The sequence below is a fragment of the Variovorax sp. 770b2 genome, assembly GCF_900115685.1.
GTDB lineage: Bacteria > Pseudomonadota > Gammaproteobacteria > Burkholderiales > Burkholderiaceae_C > Variovorax.
This window is the reverse complement of the sequence record NZ_FOXJ01000005.1, coordinates 311708-338174: the sequence shown is the minus strand read 5'-3', so window position 1 is coordinate 338174 and position 26467 is coordinate 311708. Positions and strand designations below refer to the sequence as shown.

At 67.1% G+C, this 26467-nt stretch carries 23 protein-coding genes and 1 pseudogene; 13 read left to right on the top strand and 11 right to left on the bottom strand.

The genetic code is table 11. From position 1 onward, the window contains the following. Positions 1-4 precede the first annotated feature (4 nt). Positions 5-565 carry an HNH endonuclease gene (locus tag BM133_RS25500; RefSeq protein WP_093440106.1) on the bottom strand — a complete coding sequence of 187 codons (561 nt, stop codon included), beginning with the start codon at positions 563-565 and terminating at the stop codon, positions 5-7. Positions 566-732: 167 nt separating this feature from the next. On the opposite strand from BM133_RS25500, the gene BM133_RS25495 reads away from it, so the two are divergent. The 11 genes and pseudogenes from BM133_RS25495 (at position 733) to BM133_RS25450 (ending at position 12772) form a co-directional block, all read left to right on the top strand. Beyond that, a complete protein-coding gene (locus BM133_RS25495; protein WP_093440104.1) occupies positions 733-1770 on the top strand; it encodes a bifunctional riboflavin kinase/FAD synthetase in 1038 nt (345 codons plus the stop codon). A gap of 122 nt (positions 1771-1892) precedes the next feature. Then, entirely contained in the window at positions 1893-4742 is a 2850-nt protein-coding gene (gene ileS, locus BM133_RS25490; protein ID WP_093440101.1) for an isoleucine--tRNA ligase, read from the top strand. Beyond that, a complete protein-coding gene (gene lspA / locus BM133_RS25485; RefSeq protein WP_093440099.1) occupies positions 4742-5260 on the top strand; it encodes a signal peptidase II in 519 nt (172 codons plus the stop codon). The genes ileS and lspA overlap by 1 nt, the downstream gene beginning before the upstream one ends. Positions 5261-5419: 159 nt before the next feature. Next, positions 5420-6430 carry a LacI family DNA-binding transcriptional regulator gene (locus tag BM133_RS25480; RefSeq protein WP_093440096.1) on the top strand — a complete coding sequence of 337 codons (1011 nt, stop codon included), beginning with the start codon at positions 5420-5422 and terminating at the stop codon, positions 6428-6430. Positions 6431-6480: 50 nt separating this feature from the next. Then, a complete protein-coding gene (locus BM133_RS25475; protein WP_093440094.1) occupies positions 6481-7494 on the top strand; it encodes an ABC transporter substrate-binding protein in 1014 nt (337 codons plus the stop codon). A gap of 18 nt (positions 7495-7512) precedes the next feature. Then, entirely contained in the window at positions 7513-8334 is an 822-nt protein-coding gene (locus tag BM133_RS25470) for an ABC transporter permease (RefSeq protein ID WP_093440091.1), read from the top strand. Positions 8335-8347: 13 nt separating this feature from the next. Next, entirely contained in the window at positions 8348-9148 is an 801-nt protein-coding gene (locus BM133_RS25465; RefSeq protein ID WP_093440089.1) for an ABC transporter permease, read from the top strand. Positions 9149-9242: 94 nt separating this feature from the next. After that, positions 9243-9581 (top strand): annotated as a pseudogene (locus tag BM133_RS35800) (ABC transporter ATP-binding protein); the annotation flags it as partial. 192 nt (positions 9582-9773) lie between these two features. Further along, positions 9774-10199: a TOBE domain-containing protein gene (locus tag BM133_RS35795; protein ID WP_371286358.1), complete on the top strand. Its 426-nt coding sequence runs from the start codon at positions 9774-9776 to the stop codon at positions 10197-10199. Beyond that, a complete protein-coding gene (locus BM133_RS25455) occupies positions 10199-11050 on the top strand; it encodes a phosphodiesterase (RefSeq protein ID WP_093440084.1) in 852 nt (283 codons plus the stop codon). Before BM133_RS35795 ends, BM133_RS25455 begins: the two co-directional genes overlap by 1 nt. Before the next feature lie 63 nt (positions 11051-11113). Next, the gene (locus BM133_RS25450) at positions 11114-12772 is read left to right on the top strand and encodes a Na/Pi cotransporter family protein (RefSeq protein WP_093440081.1); all 1659 of its coding nucleotides are present in this window, start codon (positions 11114-11116) and stop codon (positions 12770-12772) included. Positions 12773-12815: 43 nt separating this feature from the next. On the opposite strand, the gene BM133_RS25445 is transcribed toward BM133_RS25450, so the two are convergent. From BM133_RS25445 to BM133_RS25430, 4 genes are all read right to left on the bottom strand, one after another. Further along, positions 12816-13814: a bile acid:sodium symporter family protein gene (locus tag BM133_RS25445; protein WP_093440079.1), complete on the bottom strand. Its 999-nt coding sequence runs from the start codon at positions 13812-13814 to the stop codon at positions 12816-12818. Between the two features lie 177 nt (positions 13815-13991). Further along, positions 13992-14393, bottom strand: coding sequence for a response regulator (locus BM133_RS25440; RefSeq protein ID WP_093440076.1), 402 nt, complete (start codon positions 14391-14393; stop codon positions 13992-13994). A 134-nt stretch (positions 14394-14527) separates the two neighbouring features. Next, entirely contained in the window at positions 14528-15511 is a 984-nt protein-coding gene (locus BM133_RS25435) for a quinone oxidoreductase family protein (protein WP_093440073.1), read from the bottom strand. A gap of 58 nt (positions 15512-15569) precedes the next feature. Then, on the bottom strand, positions 15570-16664 hold the full coding sequence (locus BM133_RS25430) for a glycosyltransferase family protein (protein WP_177224939.1): 1095 nt from the start codon (positions 16662-16664) through the stop codon (positions 15570-15572). A 67-nt stretch (positions 16665-16731) separates the two neighbouring features. Here BM133_RS25430 and BM133_RS25425 point away from each other — a divergent pair, with 67 nt between their 5' ends. Next, positions 16732-17634: a DMT family transporter gene (locus BM133_RS25425; protein ID WP_093440068.1), complete on the top strand. Its 903-nt coding sequence runs from the start codon at positions 16732-16734 to the stop codon at positions 17632-17634. Positions 17635-17755: 121 nt separating this feature from the next. Here BM133_RS25425 and BM133_RS25420 read toward each other — a convergent pair whose 3' ends face one another. Genes BM133_RS25420 through BM133_RS25400 form a run of 5 tightly spaced genes read right to left on the bottom strand, consistent with a single transcriptional unit; the run spans position 17756 to position 23885 of the window. Further along, on the bottom strand, positions 17756-19459 hold the full coding sequence (locus tag BM133_RS25420) for a DUF5672 family protein (RefSeq protein WP_143100217.1): 1704 nt from the start codon (positions 19457-19459) through the stop codon (positions 17756-17758). A gap of 29 nt (positions 19460-19488) precedes the next feature. After that, positions 19489-20283 carry an SDR family oxidoreductase gene (locus tag BM133_RS25415; RefSeq protein WP_093440063.1) on the bottom strand — a complete coding sequence of 265 codons (795 nt, stop codon included), beginning with the start codon at positions 20281-20283 and terminating at the stop codon, positions 19489-19491. An 11-nt stretch (positions 20284-20294) separates the two neighbouring features. Continuing rightward, positions 20295-21257, bottom strand: coding sequence for a DMT family transporter (locus tag BM133_RS25410; RefSeq protein WP_093440061.1), 963 nt, complete (start codon positions 21255-21257; stop codon positions 20295-20297). Between the two features lie 21 nt (positions 21258-21278). Beyond that, complete coding sequence (locus BM133_RS25405; RefSeq protein ID WP_093440058.1) at positions 21279-22892, bottom strand: gamma-glutamyltransferase family protein; 1614 nt, start codon at positions 22890-22892, stop codon at positions 21279-21281. Between the two features lie 15 nt (positions 22893-22907). After that, entirely contained in the window at positions 22908-23885 is a 978-nt protein-coding gene (locus BM133_RS25400) for a Bug family tripartite tricarboxylate transporter substrate binding protein (RefSeq protein ID WP_093440056.1), read from the bottom strand. A 98-nt stretch (positions 23886-23983) separates the two neighbouring features. On the opposite strand from BM133_RS25400, the gene BM133_RS25395 reads away from it, so the two are divergent. Then, positions 23984-24907, top strand: coding sequence for a LysR family transcriptional regulator (locus tag BM133_RS25395; protein WP_093440053.1), 924 nt, complete (start codon positions 23984-23986; stop codon positions 24905-24907). Between the two features lie 48 nt (positions 24908-24955). On the opposite strand, the gene BM133_RS25390 is transcribed toward BM133_RS25395, so the two are convergent. Next, entirely contained in the window at positions 24956-26467 is a 1512-nt protein-coding gene (locus BM133_RS25390; protein ID WP_093440051.1) for a tripartite tricarboxylate transporter permease, read from the bottom strand.

The window sequence follows — 26467 nt, the reverse complement described above, 5'->3', positions numbered from 1 at the left end:
GAGCCTAGCTGTCGTGCAGCCGCGAGCTTTGCGGCAGGTGCGCCATCAGGAACTCCATCTGGTCCGCCAGGATGCGGCGGTTTCGCAGAATGAAATCTTCCCAGAGGCTGGGCACGTAGGGGGCGTACAAGAGCGGCATGTTCGCCTGCTCGGGCGTGCGGCTGCTCTTGCGGTGGTTGCAGGGCTTGCAGGCCGTGACCACGTTCATCCAGGTGTCGATGCCCTTCTGGGCAAAGGGAATGATGTGCTCGCGCGTGAGCTCGTCTTCGTGGAAATGCCCGCCGCAGTAGGCGCAGACATTGCGGTCCCGCGAGAAGAGCTTGCTGTTGGTGAGCCCCGGACGCTGCGTGAAGGGATTGATGCGCGGCACGCCCTTGGTGCCGATGATGCTGTTGATCGCGATCTGCGACTGCTCGCCCGTGACGGCGTTGTGGCCCCCGCGAAACACCGCCACCTGCGCGCCCACTTCCCAGCGAACTTCGTCCGCCGCGTAGTGGATCACCGCCTGTTCGAGCGATATCCATGACTGGGGCAGCCCTTGGGCCGACAGCTTCAAGACCTTCACACACGCCTCCTCAAGAAAGTGAGAGAACACGGAAAGACCAGGGACACGGAGCGCATCGGAGACCCACGCCAGTCGACGCACTGCGTCACAATATACCGGCTTTGTGACAAAACGGCCTGATTCGCCCATTCGACGGGCGCAAGGCGCTATCAAAAAGATACTCACCGATGCAGGTTTTTCGCGGCTTCCGGCACCCGGGCGTGGCTCCGGCCTGCGCCCTCACCATTGGCAATTTCGACGGCGTGCACCGTGGCCACCAGGCCATGCTCGCGCTCCTGCAGACCGAGGCCCGCCAGCGCGGGTTGCCCAGTTGCGTGCTGACCTTCGAGCCGCACCCGCGTGACTATTTCGCGGCCCTCACCAAGAAACCCGATCTCGCCCCCGCGCGCATCGGCACCCTGCGCGACAAGTTGAGCGAGCTCGCCGCCTGCGGCGTGGCGCAGACCATCGTGCTGCCCTTCGACGGCCGGCTCGCTTCCCAGTCGCCCGAGGAATTCATCCAGAACGTGCTGGTCGACGGCCTGGGCGCGCGCTACGTGCTGGTGGGCGACGACTTCCGCTTCGGCGCCAAGCGGGCCGGCGACTACGCCATGCTCGATGCGGCCGGCGATGCGCGCGGCTTCGACGTGGCGCGCATGAACAGCTACGAGGTGCACGGCCTGCGCGTGTCCAGTTCGGCCGTGCGCGAGGCGCTGGCCGAGGGCCGCATGGCCGACGCCCAGACGCTGCTCGGCCGGCCCTACGCAATTTCGGGCCACGTGGTCCACGGCCGCAAGCTCGGCCGCGCGCTGGGCGCGTCGGCGCCCGGCCAGGACGACGGTTTTCGCACCCTCAACCTGCGCTTCAAGCACTGGAAACCGGCCGCCAGCGGCATCTTCGCGGTGCTGGTCCACGGCCTGGCCGACAAGCCTTTGCCCGGCGTGGCCAACCTCGGCGTGCGCCCCTCGCTGGACGCCAACGACGTCAACGCCGGCCGGGTGCTGCTGGAGACGCACTGCCTGGAGTGGCCCTCGCATCTGGGAACCGAAGGGGCCTACGGTAAAATCGTCCGCGTGGAACTTCTGCACAAACTGCACGACGAATTGCGCTACACCAGCCTCGAGGCCCTCACAGCGGGCATCGCCAAGGATGGGCGCGACGCACGTGCGTTCTTTGCTTCGACCCACGCCGAAACCCACCGCCAGACCACGCGCGACCGAATTTAGCCCTGCACGCCCCGTGCTGCCGCCCTTCGACAAGCTCAGGGCGAACGGCTATATCTTCCGCACCGACCGCTCAATGCAGTTCGGGCTGAGCCTGTCGAAGCCCCCTCTGTTTCGCACCCAACATGTCTGACGCTGCTTCCCCCACCGACTACCGTTCCACGCTGAACCTGCCCGACACCCCCTTCCCGATGCGCGGCGACCTGCCCAAGCGCGAACCGGGCTGGGTCAAGGAATGGAACGACGAAGGCCGCTACCAGCGCCTGCGCGACGCCCGCCACGGCGCACCCAAGTTCATCCTGGGCGACGGCCCGCCGTACGCCAACGGCCAGATCCACATGGGCCATGCGGTCAACAAGATCCTGAAGGACATGGTCACCAAGGCGCGCCAGCTCGAAGGCTACGACGCGCTCTATGTGCCCGGCTGGGATTGCCATGGCCTGCCGATCGAGAACGCCATCGAAAAGCAGTACGGCCGCAACCTGAGCCGCGACGAGATGCAGGCCAAGAGCCGCGCCTTCGCCACCGAGCAGATCGCGCAGCAGCTGCTCGACTTCCAGCGCCTGGGCGTGCTGGGCGAATGGGACCATCCCTACAAGACAATGGACTTCGCCAACGAAGCCGGCGAGCTGCGCGCGTTCAAGCGCGTGATCGAGCGCGGCTTCGTCTACCGGGGCCTGAAGCCGGTGTACTGGTGCTTCGACTGCGGCTCGTCGCTTGCCGAATTCGAAATCGAATACGCCGACAAGAAGAGCCATACCGTGGACGTCGCCTTCAAGGCGCACGAGCGCGAGAAGGTGCTCAAGGCCTTCGAGACCGACCACACGATCCTCGGTGACATCTTCGCCGTGATCTGGACCACCACCGCGTGGACCATCCCGGCCAACCAGGCGATCAACCTCAACCCCGAGATCGAATACTCGCTGGTCGACACCGAGCGGGGCCTCCTCATCCTGGCCAACTCGCTGGTCGAGATGTGCATGACGCGCTATGCGCTCGACGGCAAGGTGCTGGCCACGGTCAAGGGCGAGAAGCTCGGAGGCCTGGAGTTCGAGCATCCGCTGTACGACGTCGATGCGGGCTACGAGCGCCTGTCGCCGATCTACCTGGCCGACTACGCCACAGCCACCGACGGCACGGGCCTGGTCCACTCCTCGCCTGCCTACGGCGTGGACGACTTCAACTCCTGCATCGCCCACGGCGTGGCCTACGACGACATCCTGAACCCGGTGCAGGGCAACGGCAGCTATGCGCCCGACCTCCCGCTCTTCGGCGGCCAGAACATCTGGAAGGCCGTGCCGGTGATCGTCGCGGCGCTGCGCGACGCCAACCGCCTGCTGGCCACCGAGACCATCACCCACAGCTACCCGCATTGCTGGCGCCACAAGACGCCGGTGATCTACCGCGCGGCAGCCCAGTGGTTCATCCGCATGGACGAGGGCGAAGGCGTGTTCACCAAGGACAAGGCGCCCAAGACGCTGCGCCAGACCGCGCTCGACGCGATCGAGCAGACCAGCTTCTATCCCGAGAACGGCAAGGCCCGCCTGCACGACATGATCGCCGGCCGGCCCGACTGGTGCATCAGCCGCCAGCGCAGCTGGGGCGTGCCGATCCCGTTCTTCCTGCACAAGGACTCGGGCGAGCTGCATCCGCGCACCATGGAAATCCTCGACCAGGCCGCCGACATCGTCGAGAAGGGCGGCATCGAGGCCTGGAGCCGCGTGACCGTCGAAGAGATCCTGGGTGCCGAAGATGCGCCCAGCTACACCAAGAGCACCGACATCCTGGAGGTGTGGTTCGACTCGGGCTCGACCTTCTATCACGTGCTGCGCGGCACGCACCCCACCGTGCACCACGAGACGGGCCCCGAAGCCGACCTGTACCTCGAAGGCCACGACCAGCATCGCGGATGGTTCCATTCGTCGCTCCTGATCGCCTGCGCAATGGAAGACCGCGCGCCGTACCGGGGCCTGCTCACGCACGGCTTCACGGTCGATGCCAAGGGCATCAAGATGAGCAAGTCGCTCAAGAACGGCATCGACCCGCAGGAAATCAGCAGCAAGCTGGGCGCGGAAATCATCCGCCTCTGGGTGGCTGCGAGCGACTACTCGGGCGACATCGCGGGCGACGACAAGATCCTCGCGCGCGTGGTCGATTCGTACCGCCGCATCCGCAACACGCTGCGCTTCCTGCTCGCGAACACCAGCGACTTCGACATCCAGAAGGATGCGGTGCCGCTGGACAAGCTGTTCGAGATCGACCGCTACGCACTCGCCCGCGCCTCGCAGTTCCAGGCCGAGATCCTGGCGCACTACAAGGTGTACGAGTTCCACCCGGTGGTGTCCAAGCTGCAGATTTACTGCTCGGAAGAGCTGGGCGGCTTCTACCTGGACATCCTGAAGGACCGCCTCTACACCAGCGCGCCGGGCTCGCTCGCGCGCCGCAGCGCGCAGACGGCGCTCTGGCACATCTCGCAGGCGATGCTGCGCTGGATGGCACCGTTCCTGAGCTTCACCGCCGAGGAAGCGTGGAAATTCGTGAGCACCGGCAAGCCGGGCGAATCGATCTTCACGCAGACCTACAGCCAGTTCGCCGCGCCCGACGAGGCACTGCTCGCCAAGTGGAGCCGCATCCGCGAGATCCGCGACGTGGTGAACAAGGACATCGAAGCCGTGCGCGCCGAAGGCAAGGTCGGCTCATCGCTGCAGGCCGACCTGCAACTGAGCGCACCGGCCGACGATTTCGCGCTCTTGAGCACGCTGGGCGACGACCTGAAGTTCGTCTTCATCACCTCGGCCATCGCGCTGGCAGCGGGCGAAACGCTCGCGATCACCGTGGCACCGAGCACCGCGCAGAAGTGCGAGCGCTGCTGGCACTACCGCGAGGACGTGGGCCACGACCCGGCGCACCCGACGATCTGCGGCCGTTGCACCAGCAACCTGTTCGGCGCCGGCGAATCGCGGAGCTTTGCCTGATGGCCACGACACGCTCCGCATCGGCATCGCGCTCGCGCGGTGGCAGCCTGGGCATCTGGCCCTGGCTCGGGCTGGCGGTGATCATCGTGATCATCGACCAGTTCACCAAGACGCTGATCCTGGGCTACTACAAGCTGGGCGATGCGACCTACGTGACGAGCTTCTTCAACGTCGTGCGGGCGCACAACACGGGCGCTGCGTTTTCGTTCCTCGCCGACCACTCGGGGTGGCAGCGCTGGTTCTTCACGGCGATCGGCGTGGCGGCTGCCGTGTTCATCGTCTGGATGCTGAAGTCGCACGCGGGGCAGAAGCTGTTTTCGTTCGCGATGGCCTGCATCCTGGGCGGCGCCATCGGCAACGTGGTCGACCGGATGATGCACGGCTACGTCGTCGACTTCCTGAGCTTCCACGCGGGCAACTGGTATTTCCCGGCGTTCAATGCGGCGGACAGCGCGATCACGCTCGGGGCCATCTGCCTCATCGTGGACGAGATCCGGCGGGTTCGCCGGGGCAAGTAAAGCAGTTAGTCAAAGGGCCTTCGGGCCCTTTTTTTTGGGGCCGGCTCGCACGCGCCCGACCGTTGCCGGCACGCCGAGGGTTTCTCCCCGCTTCAATCGATGTCATGACGAAGTCATACTGCCGCGGTTCAATGTAATCGATTACATGAATACCGCACGATGAGCATCCAAGCCGTAGCCGCCAAAGCCAAGGTCTCCGTGGCCACCGTGTCGCGGGCCTTCAATTTCCCCGACAAGGTCACGCCCGCCACGCGCGAGCTGGTGGAGCGCGTCGCGCGCGAGCTGCACTACGTGCCCAACGCCAGTGCGCGCACCTTGCGCACCCAGCGCAGCCGTGCGCTGGGCGTCGTGCTGCCCACGCTGCTGAACCCGACCTTCGCCGAATGCCTGCAGGGCATCGCGCGCGCGGCCATCGCGGGCGGCTACGCGATCCTCCCCGTCACCACGGGCTACCGGCTCGACGAGGAAGAGCGCGCGGTCCAGCTGCTGCTCGCCGGCAACGTCGACGGGCTGATCCTCGTGGTCTCCAACCCGTCCACCTCGAAGGCGCTCGCGCGGCTGCGCACCACCGGCACGCCCTATGTGCTCGCCTACAACCGGCACGCGGACCACCCCTGCGTCACCGTCGACAGCGAAGCCGCCGTGGCCGATGCGGTCGCGCGCCTCGTGCTGCTCGGCCATCGCCGCATCGCGATGGTCAGCGGCACGCTCGCTGCGTCCGACCGCGCGCAACAGCGCCTGCGCGGCTACCGCAAGGGCATGGCCGATGCCGGACTCAAGGCACCGCCGCTGATCGAAGTGCCCTTTGTCGAAAGCGCCGTCGACGCGTTGGCCAACGTGCTGCAGGCCGACAACCGCCCCACCGCGCTCGTCTGCTCGAACGACCTGCTCGCCATCCGCAGCATCCGCGCCGCGCACCTGGGCGGCCTCTCGGTGCCCGAGGACCTCAGCGTGATCGGCTTCGACGGCATCGCGCTCGGCGAAGACCTCACGCCCGCGCTCACCACCATCGCGCAGCCCAACAGCGACATCGGCCGCCACAGCGTCGAGCTGCTGGTCCAGGCGATGGCCGGCGGCACCACGCTGCAGGCCGACGCGAGCCTGCTCTTGCCCCACACCTTCCGCGACGGCGAGTCGTGCGCATCCGCGTGCGACGTTGCCATCGATTGATCACCCCCCCCCGCTCACACCTACGCCCACATCCCTCAAGGAGCTTCTTCATGTCCCTCCGCCTTTCCCGCATCGCCCGCGTCGGGCTGCTCGCCGCCACCTTCGTTGCCGCCGGCAGCGTCATGGCCCAGACCGCCATTTGCTACAACTGCCCGACCGAATGGGCCGACTGGGGCACGCAGCTCAAGGCCATCAAGGCCAGGACGGGCGTCACCGTGCCGCCCGACAACAAGAACTCGGGCCAGTCGCTCGCGCAGATGGCGGCCGAGAAGGCCAGCCCCGTCGCCGACGTCACCTACCTGGGCGTGACCTTCGCGGTGCAGGCCGCCAAGGACGGGCTGGTCGAGCCCTACAGGCCGGCCGCGTGGAAAGACATTCCCGACGGCCTGAAGGACCCGGCGGGCAACTGGTTCACCATCCACTCGGGCACGCTCGGCTTCATGGTCAACGTCGATGCGCTCAAGGGCAAGCCGATCCCGAAGTCGTGGGCCGACCTGCTCAAGCCCGAATACAAGGGCCTCATCGGCTACCTGGACCCCGCCTCGGCCTTCGTCGGCTACGTGGGCGCGGTGGCGGTCAACCAGGCGCGTGGCGGCACGCTGGACAACTTCGCGCCGGGCATCGACTACTTCAAGGCGCTGCAGAAGAACGAGCCCATCGTGCCCAAGCAGACGTCGTACGCGCGCGTGCTCTCGGGCGAGATCGCGATCCTGCTGGACTACGATTTCAACGCCTACCGCGCCAGGTACAAGGACAAGGCCAACGTCGCCTTCGTCATCCCGAGCGAAGGCACGCTGGTCGTGCCCTACGTGATGAGCCTGGTCGCCAAGGCGCCGCACGCGGCCGACGCGAAGAAGGTGCTCGACTTCACGCTGTCCGACGAAGGCCAGGCGATCTGGGCCAAGGCGTACCTGCGCCCGGTGCGCGCGAGCGCGATGCCCAAGGAGATCGAGGCGCAGTTCCTGCCGGCCAGCGAATACGCGCGCGCCAAGAGCGTGGACTACGCCCGCATGGCCGAGGCCCAGCGCGCGTTCTCCGACCGCTACCTCAAAGAGGTGCGCTGATCTTCAGTTGCCTCTGAGATGAAGCCCGCCAACGCCTGGAACCCACGCTGGCGGCTGCTCGCCTGCGTGGCGCCCGCAGCCGCCTTCTTCACGGCCTTCTGGCTGCTGCCGGTGGTGCGGCTGCTTGCGCTGCCGGCCGACAAGGGCTGGGCCACCTACTTCGCGGTGCTGACCGATTCGCGCTATCTGCAAAGCATGGTCAACACCGTCGTGCTGTCGGTGGCCGTGACGCTGGCGACGCTGGTGCTGGGCGCGGCGGTGGGCATCTACCTCGCGCGCCATGCCTTCATCGGCAAGCGCGTGCTGCTGTCGCTGCTCACGCTGCCGCTGTCGTTCCCGGGCGTGATCGTCGGCTTCTTCGTGATCCTGCTGGGCGGGCGGCAAGGGTTGGTGGCGGACGTGAGCGACAGCCTCATCGGCCAGCGCATCACCTTCGCCTACGGCCTGCTCGGCCTGTTCCTCGCGTACCTGTATTTCTCGTTGCCGCGCGCCGTTGCGACCTATGCGGCGGCAGCCGAGGCGATGAACATGCAGCTCGAGGAGGCCGCCCGTTCGCTCGGGGCCTCGCGCCTCTGCGTAGCGCGCGACGTGTGGATGCCCGAGCTCGCGCCCACCACACTGGCCTGCGGCGCGATCCTGTTCGCGACCTCGATGGGCGCCTTCGGCACGGCCTTCACGCTGGCCAGCAAGTTCGAGGTGATCCCGATCACCATCTACAACGAGTTCACCAACTACGCCAACTTCGCGCTCGCCGCGTCGCTGTCGATTTCGCTGGGCCTCGCGACCTGGCTGGTGCTGTTCGTCGCGCGGCGCTTCGGGGCCAACCCGGTCGCTCGCTGAAGGAGACACGGACATGCGCAAGAACACGCAACCCAGGGCGCCATTCCTCCTGGCCATCACCGTGCTGGTGAGCCTCTTCATGATCGCGCCGATGCTGCTGTCGGTGATGGCGGGGCTGGTCAACAACTACAGCGCGGGCCTGAAGAGCGGCCTCACGCTGCGCTGGCTCGGCGAGGTGTGGGAGAACTACGGAGGCACCGTCGGCTGGTCGATCGCGCTGGCCGTCGCCTGCGTGATCGGCACGGTGCTGCTCGGCGTGCCCTGCGCCTATGCGCTGGCGCGCAGCCGCTCGCGGGCCGCGCGCATCTTCGAGGAGCTGCTGACGCTGCCCGTCGCCGTGCCGGGCCTTGCCACCGCCCTCGCGCTGATCCTCGCCTACGGCCAGCTCACCGCCTTTCGCACGAGCTTCGCCTTCATCCTCGTGGGCCACATCGTCTTCACGCTGCCCTTCATGGTGCGCACCGTGGGCTCGGCCTTCCAGCGCGACGACTTGCTCGCGCTGGAGGAGGCCGCGCGCTCGCTGGGCGCGAACTTCCGCCAGCGCTTCATGGGCATCCTCGTGCCCGCCGTGTTCCCGGCCATCGTGGCCGGCAGCCTGATGGTGTTCACGCTCTCGGTGGGCGAATTCAACCTCACCTGGATGCTGCACACGCCGCTCACCCGCACGCTGCCCGTGGGGCTGGCCGACAGCTATGCCTCGATGCGCATCGAGGTCGGATCGGCCTACACGCTGGTCTTCTTCGCCGTGATCCTCCCGGTGCTGTGGGGCCTGCAGTACCTTGCCAACCTGATGCAGAAACGCCATGGAACTTGAACGCATCCCCATCGACATCTCCAACTGCGCGAAGACCTACGCAGACGGCACGCGCGGCCTGCAGCCCACCGACCTGCACGTGGAGCCCGGCGAGGTGCTCGCCCTGCTCGGCCCCTCGGGCTGCGGCAAGACCACGCTGCTGCGGCTGATCGCGGGGCTGGAGGCGCCCGACGCGGGCAGCCGCATCGTCTTCGGCGGCCAGGACGTCACGCAGCGCCCGGTCGAGCATCGCGGCGTGGGCATGGTGTTCCAAAGCTACGCGCTCTTTCCGCAGATGACGGTGGCGGCCAACATCGGCTATGGCCTGCGCATCCGCGGCGTGGCGCCCGATGAAGAGAAGCGCGCGGTCGGCGAACTGGTCGATCTCGTGCGGCTCAACGGGCTGGAGAACAAGCGCCCCGCCGAACTCTCCGGCGGCCAGCGCCAGCGCGTGGCCCTGGCGCGCGCCGTGGCCGTGCGCCCGCGCGTGCTGCTGCTGGACGAACCGCTGGCCGCGCTGGACGCCAAGCTCAAGGAGTCGCTGCGCGACGAGCTCGCCGAGCTGCTGCGCCGCCTGCACATCACCGCCATCCACGTCACGCACGACCAGCAGGAGGCGCTGGCCATCGCCGACCGGCTCGCCGTGATGTGCGCCGGCCGCATCGTGCAGGTGGGACGTGGCGAGGACCTGTACCGCGCGCCCGCGCATCCCTTCGTCGCGGAGTTCCTCGGCCGGGTCAACCGGTTGGAGCGCGCGCCCGAGGCCATCGCGCAAGGCGTCGTCCGACTCGGCGGAAGCACCCTGCCTTGCCCAGCCGCCTGGCAGAGCCATGCCATGCTGCTGGTGCGACCCGAAGACGTCGAAGTGAGCGCGCCCCGGCCCGACTGGGGTGCCGCGATCGTCGAACGCCGCACCTTCCTCGGCGACCGCGTGCAGCTTCAACTGCGCGTGCAAGACCAGCCCGTGCTGGTGGCCGACGTGGGGCGGGACAACCCCTTCGGTCCGGGCGATCCGGTGGGCCTTCGCGTGCACCCCGATCGCCTGATGACGTCGCAGGAGCCCAGCGCATGATGACCATGACCCCCGACACCTTCCTGGTCCAGCTGACCGACCTTCACATCCGCGAGCCGGGCCGGCTGGCCTATGGGCGCATCGACACCGCGCCCTATCTCCAGCAGGCGGTGCAGTCGGTGCTGGCCCTGCGGCAGTCGCCCGATGCGGTGGTGATCACCGGCGACCTGACCGACTTCGGCCGCGCCGCCGAGTACGAGCACCTGGCGCGCCTGCTCGCGCCGCTCGCCATGCCGGTCTACCTGATGCCCGGCAACCACGACGACCGCGACCAGTTGCGCCGGAGCTTTCCCGGCCACGCGTACCTCGGCACGGGCGACGACACGGGCGGCTTCATCCAGTACTCGGTGCGCGTCGGCGCGCTGCGGCTGCTGACGCTGGACACCTGCGTGCCCGGCGCGAGCCACGGCACGCTGTGCGAAAAGCGCCTGGGCTGGCTCGAAGCACAGCTGGACGCCTGCCGCGGCGAATCCGTCGTGGTCGCGATGCACCACCCGCCTTTCACGACGCTGATCGGGCACATGGACGACATCGGCCTGCTGCAAGGTGCCGACGCGCTCGAAGCGCTGATCGCCCGCCACCCCAACGTCGAGCGCGTGATCTGCGGCCACCTGCACCGCGCCATCGACGTGCGCTTCGGCGGCACCATCGCCTCGACCTCGCCAGCCCCCGCGCACCAGATTTGCCTCGACCTGGCACCCGGCGCACCCTCGGCGTGGACGCTGGAGCCACCTGGTTTCCGGGTGCACGCATGGTCCGCGCGCAGCGGGCGGCTGGTCACTCATCTGGCGGCCTCCGGCCGCTTCGAAGGCCCTTATCCCTTCCACGACAACGGAGCGCTGATCGACTGAATCGCCACTTGTGGAAAATGGGGTCGAAACGAACCGAAACGAAAAGGACAGAACCCGCCCCCCATGAAGCATCTCCTGAATCTGCTCGCGGCAGTCGCACTGCTGGTGTGGGGCACCCATCTGGTTCGCACCGGGGTGCTGCGCGTGTTCGGTGCCAACCTGCGCAAGATCCTCGTGCAGAGCATGCGCAACCGGTTCACGGCCGCCCTCTCGGGCATCGGCGTGACGGCGCTGGTGCAGTCGAGCACCGCCACCTCGCTCATGACCTCGTCCTTCGTCGGGCAGGGCCTGGTCACGCTGCCGGCGGCGCTGGCGGTGATGCGGGGGGCCGACGTGGGCACGGCACTGATCTCGGTGCTGTTCTCGGCGGACCTCTCATGGCTCTCGCCGATGTTCATCTTCGTGGGGGTGGTGCTGTTCATCACGCGTTCGTCCACCGTGGCCGGCCGCGTGGGGCGGGTGCTGATCGGCCTGGGGCTGATGCTGCTCGCGCTGCAGCTGGTGGTGGAAGCCACCGAGCCGCTCTTCTCGGCCCCTGCGATGCGGGCGGTGCTGGCATCGATCAACAGCGATGTGCTGCTGGAGATCACCATCGGCGCCGTGCTGGCCATCGTGGCCTATTCGAGCCTGGCCGTGGTGCTGCTGGTCGCCGCCATGGCCACGTCGAACGTGGTGCCGCTGGATGTCGCGCTGGGCCTGGTGCTCGGCGCCAACCTGGGCAGCGGTTTGCTCGCCGTGCTGACCACGGCGAAGTCGGTGGTGTCGGTGCGGCAGGTGACAGTCGGCAACCTGCTCTTCAAGGCGCTGGGCGTGGCGATCGTGGCGCCCTTCATCGGCCTGTGGATCCGCTACGTGCAGCCGGAGCTGCCGAACCAGACGCACGGCGTGGTGCTGTTCCACCTGGCCTTCAACATCGTCATCAGCATCGGCTTCATCGGCCTCACGCAATGGGTCGCCAAGCTCGTGACGCGCATCCTGCCGACACCGCAGGCCTCCGGCACCAGCCGGCCGCAGCACCTGGACCCCTCGGCGCTCTCGACGCCTTCGCTCGCGATCTCGAACGCCGCGCGCGAGGCCCTGCACCAGGCCGACATCGTGGAGACCATGCTGATCGGCGTGCTCGACGTGATCCGCAACAACGACACGCGGCTGTCGCAGGAGCTGCGGCAACTGGACGACACGGTGGACGAGCTGTACTCGGCCATCAAGTACTACATGACGCGCATCTCGCGCGAGGCGCTGGGCGAAGAGGAAAGCCGGCGCTGGACGGACATCATCAGCTTCACGATCAACATGGAGCAGATCGGCGACATCATCGAGCGGGTGATCATCGATGTCGAAGACAAGAAGATCAAGCCGCAGCGCAATTTCTCGGAGGCCGGGATGGCGGAGATCGTCGAGCTGCATGGGCGGCTGGTGGCCAACCTGCGGCTGAGCATGAGCGTGTTCCTGAACGGGAATGTTCGGGATGCGCAGAAGCTGCTTGAAGAGAAGGCCCGGTTCCGGGATCTGGAGCGGGCCTATGCGACGACTCACCTGGATCGGCTGTCGGACCGGACGACGCTCAGCATCGAGACCAGTTCATTGCATATCGACCTGATCAGCGATCTGAAGCGCATCAATTCGCACATCTGCTCGATTGCCTATCCGATCCTGGAGTCGGCGGGGGCTCTGGCGCCCAGCCGGTTGCGTGAATCCCGGCTTGGGAAGATCGAGAACTAGTTTTTCTTTTCCGGACCTGAGGCCGGGTCCCGGAAAATAAAACCTACTCAGCCGTCTTCAAGACAGAAGTCTCAACGCGCCCTCGCCGCGCATACCGCTGAGCCAGCACAGCGCACACCATCAACTGCATCTGATGAAACAGCATCAACGGCAGCACGATGGCCCCCACGGCGTGCGAGGGAAACAGCACCTTGGCCATCGGAATCCCGCTGGCCAGGCTCTTCTTGGAGCCGCAGAAGACGATGGTGATCTCGTCCTCCCTGTCGAACCCCAGCTTGCGCGCCATCAGCGTCGTCAGGGCCAGTGCAAGCCCCAGCACCACCGCGCATGCCACGAGCAGCCCCACCAGCGCATGCGCAGGCACCTGCCGCCATAGCCCCTCGATCACCGCCGCGCTGAAGGCCGTGTAAACCACCAGCAGGATCGACCCCTGGTCCACGAACTTCAGCACCGCCGCACGCCGCTGGATCCATTGGCCGATCCAGGGACGCAACAGATGCCCGACCAGGAACGGCACCATCAGTTGCAGCAGGATGCGCCCGATCGACCCCAGCGACGAACTCGCATGGCCGCCATTCGGCAGCACCACGAGATTGACCAGCACCGGCGTGATGAACACCCCCAGCAGCGTGGACGCCGACGCACTGCAGATCGCAGCCGGAAGGTTCCCCCGCGCCATCGCCGTGAACGCGATCGCCGACTGCACCGTGGCAGGCAGCACGCAGAGGTACAGCACCCCGGTGTAGAGCTCGGGCGTCATCAGCGGCAGGAGCAAGGGCTTGAGCGCCAGCCCCAGCAGCGGAAACAGCACGAAGGTGCTGCAGAACACCAAGAGATGCAGCCGCCAGTGCGTGATGCCGTTCATGATCGCCTCGCGCGACAGCTTGGCACCATGCAGGAAGAACAGGAGGCCGATGGCCACCGTCGTCAGCAATTCGAAGAGGTGCGCCACATCGCCGCTCGCGGGCAGCAAGCTGGCCAGGGTGACGACAAAGAGAAGCGCGAAAGTGAAGTTGTCGGGAAGAAAGCGGGAGCGGGACATGACGGAACGAGCGCCCCACGACGCGACCCGTGCGGCAGATTCAGCAGAAGAATGAGTGATTTCCGCGCATGAATCTCGTCGCCAATTTGCGGAGCCCGGCGCGTGCTCCTCGCGCCTGGGGGTCATTTTCGGCGAAGCGCGGCATCGCTTGCCGCCTCCGCCCCGAATCGCCCCGCCTCAGTGTGAGGTTTGCAGGTTGAACCGCTCCTGGCGGCGGCGCTGGCAGTAGTCGATCAGGTCGTCGATTTCCGTGGCCTTGTCGAACACCGCGTCGGCACCCAGGTGCGCGCACTTGCGCCGGATCTCGGGCGTGGCGTAGTTGCTGAGCACCACGACCTTTTGCGCCGGATCGCGGTGGCGGCAGGCCTCGAGCACGCGAAAACCGGTGCCGTCCTTCAGGAACAGGTCGACGATGGCCAGGTCCCACAGCGCCGGGTTGCGCGTGAGCCAGTTCGAGCCTTCGGCCTCCGTCTCGGCCTGGCCGACCGGATCGACGCGCGCCACCTCGCGCAACGTGCCCACGAGGCTCTCGCGGATGGTGGGGTTGTCTTCGACGATGAAGGTGCGGATGGTGGTCATGACTTCTTGCCTCTGCGCTTGGGTCACAAGGCTACAAAGTGCGCCCGCCACAAGTCGAAGGCATGACACCCCAGCGCGGGTAGGACAAGACTGGCTGCGCGCCGGCCCGGCCCGGCCCTGCCCCGCCCGCAGGCTCAGAGCGTGAGGATCGTGCAGCCCGTGGTCTTGCGCGCCTCCAGGTCGCGGTGCGCCTGCTGCACGTCGGCCAGGGCGTAGCGCTGGTCGATCGGGATCTTCACCGCGCCGCTCGCGACCACCGCGAAGAGGTCGTCCGCCATCGCCTGCGTGGCTTCGCGCGTGGCGATGTGGGTGAACAGCGTGGGCCGCGTCACGTAGAGCGAGCCCTTGGAGGCCAGCGTGCCCAGGTTGATCGGCGGCACCGGCCCCGAGCCGTTGCCGAAGATGGCCAGGAGGCCGAAGGGGCGCAGGCACTCGATCGATCCCTCGTAGGTGTCCTTGCCCACCGAGTCGTACACCACCTTCACGCCCTTGCCGCCGGTGATCTCCTTCACGCGGGCCGCGAAGTTCTCGGTGCTGTAGTTGATGGCGTGCGCCGCGCCGTGCGCGAGCGCCAGCTTGCACTTGGCGTCGCTGCCCGCGGTGCCGATCAGCTGCAGGCCCAGCGCCTTGGCCCACTGGCAGGCGATGAGACCGACACCGCCTGCTGCGGCATGGAACAGGATGAAGTCGCCGGGCTGAAGGCCCTCGGCAGGCAGCGTCTTCTTCAGCAGGTACTGCGTGGTCAGGCCCTTGAGCATCATGGCCGCGCCGGTCTCGAAGGAGATGGCGTCGGGCAGCTTGCAGACGTTCTTGGCCGGCATCACGCGCAGCTCGCTGTACGCGCCGGGCGGGTTGCTCGCATAGGCGGCGCGATCGCCGGGCGCCAGGTGCGCGACACCCTCGCCCACCGCCTCGACCACGCCCGAGGCTTCCATGCCCAGCTGCAGCGGCATCTGGAACGGATAGAGCCCGCTGCGCTGGTAGGTGTCGATGAAGTTCAGGCCCACGGCCTTGTGGCTGATGCGTATTTCGCCGGGGCCGGGGTCGCCGACCTCCACGTCGACGATCTTCAGTTCTTCGGGGCCGCCATGGCGGTCGATACGGACAGCTTTGCTCATAGGGTGGTTCTCGGAAAGGTGGGTGGAGCGGACAGTAGCGAAAAACCCGGCCCGGGTCTCACGCGGGGATTCTCATCGCATCGTTCAGGAAGCCGCGGTACCGGTCGGCCAGGTCGGCATTCGTCTGCGCCAGCACGAGGTGAAGGAAATCGATGAGGCTTTCGAGCGCGATCCAGTTGCCGGCCAGGAAGACCGTGGTCAGTTGCCGCAGCACCTCGCCCTGGATGCCGAGCGCGGGCAGGTCGCTCTGCCGGAACCGTTCGACGGCGATCCCGATGTTCAGATCGAGCATGAACTGGGCGCAGGCCTGGCGGTCGGCCGCCTGTGCCAGCGGCGAATACGTCCCGAGGAAGAAGCAGGCCCCCTCGGCCGCGGTGAACAGCAGTTGCAGGTGGCTCACGATCGGCGGCAAGCCCAGCGCCGCGTAGTGGGCGACCGAGTCGTTGCCGCCCATCTCGTGGGTCCCTTCGGCCGCATACAGGATCTGGCCCGCCGCGGCGTTGCGCACGCTGCCGCTGCAGACCATCGCGTAGCTGAACCACCAGTCGTGGAAAGGCGCCTCGATCGGGCAGGCGTTCAGGAAGGCGACCGTGCCCTCAAGGCTGCGCTTCCTGAAGACCGAATAGAACAACAGGTTGTAGCCGCCCCAGCAGTTGTGGTTCTCCACCAGCCGCTCGACCGGCGATGCCTGGTCGAGCTGCGGCGCCGTCCGGGGCACCGTGAGGATGGAGCCGCCCTTGCTCACGATGTACGAGGTGTAGGCGGCGGAGACGCCGGGGTCCTGCCGCAGGATCTCGTGCGCGCGCACCATGTAGTCGTCCGAGACGTAGTCGTCGTCGGCATGGAACATCAGGATTCCGGAGGCCGACTTTCCGAAAAGATCCAGCAGGTTCATCTGCCCCGAGATCCTTTGCGGCCGACAGTGAATGTCGATGAGGCCGGGGCTCCACTCGGCCAGGCGCCACAGGAATTCGTGCTTCTGCGCGTCCTGGCTGTTGTCGCCGACCACCAGGCGCATGCGCCCCTGGCTGGCTGCCACCAGCGCCGCCAGTCCGGCCAGCACGCGGCGGGCCTTGGCATCGTTGCGGTACGTGGGAACCAGGATGGTCAGCGCATCCTCGTCCTCGTTGCCCCTCGCGTCGTCGGAAATCATCCGGGCTATCGTGCCACGTTTGGTGCCGGCCGGAAGACGCCCGCAAGGCCCGTTAGAGTCGGCGTCCATGCAGACTCAGCGCCTCACGCCCCTCACCGTCCTCCTGCTGCTCGTGCCGCCGCTGCTCTGGGCCAGCAATGCCGTCGTCGGCCGGCTGGTGCGCGAGCTGGTGTCGCCGCTCACGCTGAACTTCGCGCGCTGGACGATCGCGTTCTTGCTGTTGCTGCCGTTCGCGGCATCGGTGCTGCGCAGCGACAGCCCGCTCTGGGCGCACTGGAAGCGCTATTCGCTGCTCGGCCTCCTGGGCATCGGGTTGTACAACGCCTTCCAGTACCTGGCGCTGCAGACCTCGACGCCGATCAACGTCACGCTCGTGGGCTCGAGCCTGCCGCTGTGGATGCTCGCCACGGGCACGCTGTTCTTCGGCGCGCGCGTCAGCGGACGCGAGATCGCCGGCGCGCTGCTGTCGATGCTCGGCGTGCTGCTGGTGCTGAGCCGCGGCGAATGGCGGCAGCTGCTCGGGCTGCGGCTGGTGGCGGGCGATCTCTACATGATCGTGGGCACCATTGCCTGGGCCTTCTACAGCTGGCTGCTGGCGCGCACGCACGAGCCGGCGCAGGTGCGGCAGGACTGGGCCGCCTTCCTGATGGCGCAGCTGGTTTTCGGCGTTGCATGGTCGGGCGCCCTGGCCGCCGGCGAGTGGACGCTGACCGATGCCCACATCGACCTGGGCTGGCCGCTCGTCGCCGCGATGGCCTTCATCGGCATCGGTCCCGCGGTGGTGGCCTACCGCTGCTGGGGCACCGGCGTGCAGCGCGCGGGCCCTCAGGCGGCGAGCATCTTCATGAACCTTACGCCGCTGTTCGCGGCAGTGCTGTCGGCCGCGTTCCTGCGCGAAGCGCCGCACTGGTACCACGGCGCGGCGTTCTTGCTGATCGTGGGCGGGATCGTGGTGGCGTCGCGGCGCTAGCGATGCGGCGGAACGGGCCGAGGAACTCCGGTCCTCGAGGTCACACGTGCCTTCGAACGCACAAGCGGCCGCCACATTCCGTGCAGGGCACGGCCCGCATCATGCGGCGCTCGCCGAAGCATCAAGCGGCGGGTTCGATGAACAGATGGCTCAGGTTCGGCTGCGACATCAGCCAGGCAGGTGCGTTCTCGCGCGCCACGATGCGCCAGACGAATCCGGGACGGCTGAACAGGTCACCGCCCGCAGCCACGAGCGCGGGGATGTCGATCGACTCGAGGAACACCGCAGTGTTGTATTCCTGGTGTGAGAAGGCACCGATCTTGCGCCGCACAGCGGCCTCGTCCATGAGAAACGAGAGATGCCATCCGGCCCCGCGGACGATGCACGCAGGCACAAGGCCACGGCTCACCTCATGGCGCAGGCGATCCGGCGTGGTGGTCGCCAGCCGCGCGCCCGTGGCGGCCACGCCCCAGACAGCCACGGCTTCCGGCCCCTCGACGTTGCAGTAGTTGGCATAGAAGTAATACATGTCGAGCACGAAGCCGTAGGTGTCGAGCGTGCGCTCGTCGCGCATGCGCCCGACCACCGAGGCACGAGGTATCTCGTCCACGTCGCACATCAGGATCAGATCGTCGGGCCCGGCGTCGTACAGGCCCCTGAGCACCGCATTGCGCTGGAGCGTTTCGCGCGACCACGCATCGCCTTCGAGCGGAAGATCGTCAACGACCACGTGTCGAATCCTCGGCAGGAAACGCGCAATGCGCGGGTCGTCCGGATCGAAACTCACCGGCTTGTCGAGCCCGCTGAAAGTGCGGGTTCCCTCGACGATCACGAACCAGTCGACGACCTCATCGAGCTCGTGCAGCCGGATCGCCAACACATCGGCCTCGCCGTTGTAAAGGACGCAATCGAACACCTTGCGCGAGGCCGCCGCCACGTGTGGTTCGGGCGCGAACTCGATGCGGTAGCCGTTGCGCTCGAACATCTGCAGGATGTCGCGCTCGCCATACCAGGCATCGAGCTGCGACAGCGGAATCAGCGAACGCAGCGTGAGCGGCGAAAGGCTTGCCAGCTGCCGCATCTTCGCGTGGTGACCGAACAGCAGCATCGCGTCGTAGCCGTGGTGCAGCTGCGGCCCCGCATGCTCGATGGAAAAGCTGCGCGCCAGCTCCAGCGGCGCAAACCGCATGCCGGCTGCTTCGAGCGCCGGACGCAGCACGCCGCTGAGTTGCACGTCTTCGAGCAGCGCGTTGTGCTGCCAGTGCATCTTCAGCGGTTCGCCCTCCACCGCATCGGGCGGCGGAATCTCCACGCGGATGTGCGGGTGGTCGATGAGCGCGCGCATGAAGCGCCGGCTGCGCAGGCTGAAGCCGCCGTTCTGGATCGGCGTGACGATGTGATCGGGCTTTTGCAGTTCATCGGCCCACTCGAACCGATTGCGCCAGTACACGCCGCGCGGCGTGTCGATCTTCGCGAGATGGATCGGCGCGCCGATGTAGTCGCAGTCCAGGAACTCGTCGCGCCAGTTGTCCGCATTGACGACCCAGCCGTCTTCCTGCACCACCAGCGCGAACTCGGTCTGCACCACGCGCCAGAGCGCGAACATCATGAACCAGCCGTACTCGTGGTAGTTCAGCGGCGCGATCGGCACATGGTCGATGCCCGGCGCCAGGGTGGCTGGCGCCTGCGGGCTGCACAGCAGCGCGCGGGCGCCGGGCATCTGCGCCTGGCTGTGCTGCAGGGCCATCGCCGCGCCGCGCGCATCGGGCAGCCCGGTGACCGACACCAGCGTTATTTTTTCGAAAGACCTGTTGTTGCTGCTCACGATGCGCCTCGCCTCGCCCGTGAGCCGGCTCAGTAGGTGCCGGGGTAGGCGCCGCCGTCCGCCAGCACGTTCTGCCCGGTCATGTAGCCGGCCTGCAGGCTGCAGAGAAAGGCGCAGATGGCACCGAACTCGGCCGGCGTGCCGAAGCGCCTGGCCGGAATGTTCTTCTTGCGGGCTTCCCACACGGTGTCGAAGTCCTGGCCGGTCTTCTGCGCCGCGCCGGCCATCGTGCCCTTGAGGCGATCGGTGTCGAAGGAGCCGGGCAAGAGGTTGTTGATGGTCACGCCCTGCGCCGCGATGGCCGTGCGCGCCACGCCCGCCACGAAGCCGGTGAGGCCGCTGCGCGCGCCGTTCGAGAGGCCCAGGATGTCGATGGGCGACTTCACCGAGCTCGATGTGATGTTCACGATGCGCCCGAAGCCGCGTTTTGCCATGCCGTCCACCGTGGCCTTGATGAGCTCGATCGGCGTGAGCATGTTGGCATCGACCGCCTTGATCCACGCCTCGCGGTCCCAGTTGCGGAAGTCGCCGGGTGGCGGGCCGCCAGCGTTGGTGACGACGATGTCGAAGTCGTGCCCCAGCGCGAACACGGCGGCGCGGCCGGCTTCGGTGGTGATGTCGGCCGCCACGTGCTTGACGAACGGCGCGCCCGACGCGCCCGCCGCTTCGGCCAGCTTCTTCGCAGCCGCTTCCAGCGCCTCGGCGCCGCGCGCCACGATCATCACGTTGACGCCCTCGCGCACCAGCGCCTCGGCGCAGCCGTAGCCCAGTCCCTTGCTCGCGCCGCACACCAGCGCGGTCTTGCCTGCAATGCCCAGATCCATGTTTGTTGCTCCTATCGTGCAGGGGCTTGGCGCCCCTTGCGTGTGAAAACGAAGATGCCCGCAATGACGAGCACCGTGCCGGCCGCGATCCACGCGGTGAACGGCTCATCGAGTATGACCACCCCCATGAGGATGGTCGACAGGGGCCCGATCATGCCGGTTTGCGCGGCCACCGCGGGGCCGATGCGCTCGATGGCCATCATGACCATCAGGACAGGCACCGCCGTGCACACCGTCGCATTGAGCACCGACAGCCAGATGACCTGGGGTGCCAGTTGCAATGCCACGTCGATCGGGCGCGTCAGCACGAACTGCAGGATGCACAGCACGCAGGCCACGGTGGTGGCCAGGCCCACGAGCCTGAGCGACCCGAGGCGCTTGACGAACTCGCCGCTGTAGACGAGGTAGCCCGCATAGCTCACCGCGCTCAGGAACACGAGGAACGCGCCCCAGGCCGCGGCGCCGCCGCCCTTGCCGCCGCCGCCGGTCCAGAGCTCATGGCCGAACACCAGCAGCACGCCGGCATAGCTCACGACCATGCCCAGCACCTGCGGGCGCGTGGCGCGCCGCCGGTACAGGAGCCAGCCGAAGAGCAGCACCAGCGTGGGGTTGAGATAGAGAATCAGCCGCTCGAAGCTGGCCGAGATGTAGGCCAGCCCCGCGAAGTCCAGAAAGCTCGCGAGGTAATAGCCCGAGAAGCCCAGGCCGACGACGCCGAGCCAGTCGCGAAAGGTGAGCGCGGGCTTGCCGCGTCCGGCCCACCACGCCATCACCGCGAACAGCGGCAGCGCAAAAAGCATGCGCAGCATGATGAGCGTGATGGCATCGACGCCGTAGCGATACGCCAGCTTGACGATGATCGCCTTGCCGCTGAAGGCGATCGCGCCCACCGAGGCGAGGATGAGGCCGGGCGCAAGGCTCTTTGCGCCGGCATGGGAAGGGGGAATGCCGGTCTGTACGGCTGTCTTGGTCATCCCCCGATCATCGCGTGCCCGTTAAAACCCTGCAGCCACGCCGTCGCGACGCGGATCGCTCGCGGCCACGTAGCCTTCGACCGACGGATCGCCCGCGCGCCAGATGAACTGGCCGGCGCCGAAGTCCTGGTACGAATCGTTGATGACATCCAGATGATGGCCCAGGTCGCGCAGGCCCTGCACGGTGTCGGGGTTCATCGCGGCCTCGACGTTGATCTCCAGCCCCGCGTTGAAGCGCCAGCGCGGCGCATCGCAGGCGGCCTGCGGGTTCTGCTTGTAGTCGAGCATGCGCACCAGCGTCTGCATGTGGCCCTGCGGCTGCATGTTGCCGCCCATCACGCCGAAGCTCATGACCGGCTGGCCGTCCTTGGTGAGGAAGGCCGGGATGATCGTGTGGAACGGCCGCTTGCCCGGTGCCACCACGTTCGGGCTCTCGGCCTTGAGGCTGAAGCCGTGGCCGCGGTTCTGCAGGCTGATGCCGAATTCGGGCTCCACGCAGCCCGAGCCGAAGCCCATGTAGTTGCTCTGGATGAAGCTCACCATCATGCCGCTCTCGTCCGCCGCGGTGAGGTAGATGGTGCCGCCCTTGACGGGGTTGCCGGCCTTGAAGTCCTGCGCCTTTTTCACGTCGATGAGTCTCGCACGCGATGCAAGGTACGCGTCATCGAGCATTTGCGCGGGGGTCACCGTCATCGACGATGGCTCCGACACGTAGCGGTACACGTCGGCGAAGGCCAGCTTCATGGACTCGATCTGCAAGTGCTGCGAAGCGACCGAGTCGACCGGGAGCGAAGCGATGTCGAACTTCTCGAGGATGCCGAGCGCGATCAGCGCGGCAATGCCCTGGCCGTTCGGCGGAATCTCGTGCAGCGTGTGGCCGCGGTAGTCGCGCGAGATGGGCTTGACCCATTCGGGCTGGTAGGCCGCGAGGTCGGCCACGGTGAGCGAGCCGCCCTGCTCGGTCGAGAACTTCGCGAGTGCCTCGGCGATCTCGCCGGTGTAGTAGGCCTCGCCCTTGGTGCGGGCAATGGCCTTGAGTGCACGCGCCGCCGCCGCGAAGCGGAACAGCTCGCCGACTTCGGGCGCACGGCCCCAGGGGAGAAAGGTCTGCGCAAAGCCCGGTTGCGATGCCAGCAGCGATGCGGCCGCCGCCCACTTGCCCTGCACCACCGGCGGCACGAGGTAGCCGCGCTCGGCGATGTCGATGGCCGGTGCCAGCAGGTCGGCGAACGGCAGCTTGCCGAAGCGCTCGCTCATCGCGACCCAGCCGCGCACCGCGCCCGGCACCGTGACCGAGTCGATGCCGCGCATCGGCGGCGTGACGGCATCGGCGCCGTACCTGGCCTTGAAGTATTCGGGCGTCCAGGCCTTGGGCGCCGGGCCCGAGGCATTGAGGCCATGCAGTTCCTTGCCGTCCCACAGGATGCAGAAGGCATCGCTGCCCAGGCCGTTGCTCACGGGCTCGACCAGCGTCATGACGGCCGCTGTGGCGATGGCCGCATCGACGGCATTGCCGCCCTGTTGCAGGATGCGCAGGCCGGCTTGCGACGCCAGCGGGTGCGAGGTCGACACCACGTTGCGGGCGAAGATCGGAATGCGCGTGGAAAGATAGGGGTTGTTGAAGTCGAAGTTCATCTCGGCGGTCTCTCGTTATTCGTTGGTGATCTTGCGTTCGACCACGATCTTTTTCCATTTGGCCGCGTCGATGGCCACCATCTTCGCGAACTGGTCGGGCGTGCCCGCGACCGCGGGCTCGATGCCCAGGCGCGCGAGCTTGTCCTTCACTTCCGGATCGGCGATCGCCTCGTTGGCTGCCTTGTTGACGCGCGCCACGATGTCGGCCGGCAGGTTCTTCGGACCATAGAAGCCGAACCATGTGTTCGACTCGTAGCCCGGCAGCGTGTCGGCGATCGGCGGCAGCTCGGGCGCGAGCGGCGAACGCTTGAGCGTCGTCACGCCCAGGGCGCGCAGGCGGCCGTCGCGCACGTGCGGCATGCCGGTGGGGAGCGAGTCGAACAGCACGTCGATCTTGCCGCTGATGAGGTCGGGGATGGCGAGCGCCGTGCCCTTGTAGGGAATGTGCGTCACGAACACGCCGGCCTGCGCCTTGAAGAGTTCGGCCGTGAGCTGCACGATGGTGCCGTTGCCGCTGGATGCGTAGTTGAGCTTGCCGGGGTTCTTCCTGGCGTAGTCGATCCACTCGCGCACGGTCTTGGCGGGCGAGGTGACCGGCACCAGCATGATGCTGGGCGCATCGCCCACGTGGCCGATGGGCGTGAAGTCGCGCACCGTGTCGTAGGGCAGCTTCTGCATCACGGCCGGGCCGATCGAATGCGTGCTGGTGGTGGCCAGCAGCAGCGTGTAGCCGTCGGCCGGGGCCTTGGCGGCCTGGTCGGAGCCGATGGCGCCGCCGGCGCCGGGCTTGTTGTCGATGATCAGCTGGGTGCCCAGCTTCTCGCCCATCTTCTGCCCGAGCGTGCGGGCGAAAAGGTCGGTGGCGCCGCCCGCGGGGAACGGCACGATGAGCCGGATCGGCTTGTTCGGGTAGCCCTCCGCCAGGCTGGCGGACGATGCGGCCATGCACAGCAGCGCAACGGCGGCCCCTTGAAGGAACTGGATTCTTTTCATGGTGCTTCGATTCTGGCCCGGGAGGGAAACCTCGCATGCTATGCAGCCGCCGCGCATCAAGCCAGATAATTCCGCTTATTCAACTATGAGCGCTGTTTATGACAAAGAACGCCACGGAAGAGGTCTCGCTGCAGCAGCTTCGGGCGCTGGCGGCGGTCGCCGAATCGGGCAGCTTCACGCTGGCGGCGGAGAGCCTGCAGCTCACGCAGCCGGCCATCAGCCACTTGGTCAAGCGCATGGAGGAGCAGCTCGGGCAGCCGCTGATCGTGCGGGGCCGCCGCATCCAGCTCACGAGCGCGGGCCAGGTGATGGTCGAGACGGCCGTGCGGGCATTGCGGTTGATCGACGAATCGGTCGGCGCCTGCCGCTCGCAGTCGCAGCTGCGCGAAGGCCGCGTGGTGCTGGCCGTGGGCCATCTCACGGCGGGCGCGCTGCTGCCGCCGATGCTCGGGCGCTTCTCGCAGAAGCACCCGACGCTGGCGACCACGCTGCTGGACAGCACGGCCGAGCAGATGATCTCGCGCATCCTCTCGCAGGAGGCGGATCTGGGCTTCGGCTCGGACATCGGGCAGAAGCACTCGGAACTCGCGACCGAGCCGCTGTTCACGGAACGCATGGCCCTTTTCGTGCGCGACGATCATCCGCTGGCACAGCGCGTGGTGGTCGATGCGAAGCACCTGGACGCGCTGCCCTTCATCCACGTCAACCCCGACGCCAACATCTGGCGCGCGGTGAGCCGCCAGCTGTCGAGCGTTGCCAATGTGTACCCACACGTTGTGCATCACGTGTCGATGCTGTCGACGGCGTTCGGCCTCATCCAGGCGGGTGCGGGCGTGGCGCTGCTGCCGCGCTATGTGGAGGTGCTGATGCCCGGCAACCTGCGCGCCGTGGCGGTGACCCGTCCGACGCTCGAATATCCAGTCGTCGCAGTGCGGCTGGCCAAGCATCCGCTCAGCCCGGCCGCCTTGGCCTTTTTGGCCATGGCACGGCAGCACATGAAGCCGCCGCGCGCCGGCAAATGAAAACGGCGCCCGAAGGCGCCGTCGTTCCAAAGAGAGCCGAAGCCCCGCTTATTCCTCGACGAAGGCCTCTTCGCGCTTGGACTTCACCGCAGGCAGCAGCACGATCACCAGCAGCAGTGCGGCAGCAGCCAGCAGGCTAGCGGAGATCGGGCGCGTGACGAACACGCTCCAGTCGCCACGCGACAGCAGCAGCGAACGGCGCAGGTTCTCTTCCATCATCGGCCCGAGGATGAAGCCCAGCAGCAACGGTGCAGGCTCGCAACCCAGCTTGAAGAAGGTGTAGCCCACCAGACCGAAGATGCCCACCATCCAGATGTCGAAGGTGTTGTTGTTGGTCGAGTACACGCCGATCGCGCAGAACAGCACGATCGCCGGGAACAGGAACTTGTACGGCACCGACAGCAGCTTGATCCACATGCCGATCAGCGGCAGATTCAGGATGATCAGCATCGCATTGCCCAGCCACATCGAGGCGATCAGGCCCCAGAACAGTTCCGGATTGCTGGTCATCACCTGCGGGCCGGGCTGGATGTTGTGGATGGTCATCGCGCCTACCATCAGCGCCATCACGGCGTTGGGCGGGATGCCCAGCGTCAGGAGCGGGATGAAGGAGGTTTGCGCACCCGCGTTGTTGGCCGACTCGGGAGCCGCCACGCCGCGGATGTTGCCCTTGCCGAAGGGCACTTCGCCCGGCTTCAGCTTGGTCTTCTTCTCGATCGTGTAGGCCGCGAAAGCCGCCAGCAGCGCACCGCCGCCAGGCAGGATGCCCAGCGCAGAACCCAGTGCCGTGCCGCGCAGGACGGCAGGCACCATGCGCTTGAAGTCTTCCTTGGTCGGGAACAGGCCCGAGACCTTGGCGGTGAACACTTCGCGTTCGTCGTCAGGACGCGAGAGGTTGGCGATGATTTCGCCGTAGCCGAACACGCCCATGGCGATGGCCACGAAGCCGATGCCGTCGGTGAGTTCGGGAATGTCGAAGCTGTAGCGAGCGACACCCGAGTTCACGTCGGTACCGACCAGGCCGAGCAAGAGGCCCAGCACGATCATCGCGATGGCCTTCAGGAGCGACCCAGAAGCCAGCACCACGGCGCCGATCAGGCCCAGGATCATCAGCGAGAAGTACTCGGCCGGGCCGAACTTGAAGGCCAGTTCGGTCAGCGGCGGCGCGAAGGCGGCCAGGATCAGCGTGCCGACGCAACCCGCGAAGAACGAGCCCAGGCCCGCAGCCGCGAGCGCCGGACCCGCACGGCCCTTGCGCGCCATCTGGTAGCCGTCGATCACGGTCACCACCGAGGACGATTCGCCCGGCAGGTTCACCAGAATCGCGGTGGTCGAACCGCCGTATTGCGCGCCGTAGTAAATACCGGCCAGCATGATCAGCGCCGAGACGGGCGGCAGCGCGTACGTGGCGGGCAGCAGCATCGCGATGGTCGCGACCGGGCCGATGCCCGGCAGCACGCCGATCAGCGTGCCCAGGATGCAGCCGACCAGGCAGTACAGCAGGTTCGTGAAGGTAAAGGCAACGCCAAAACCCATCGAGAGGTGGTCAATCAATTCCAT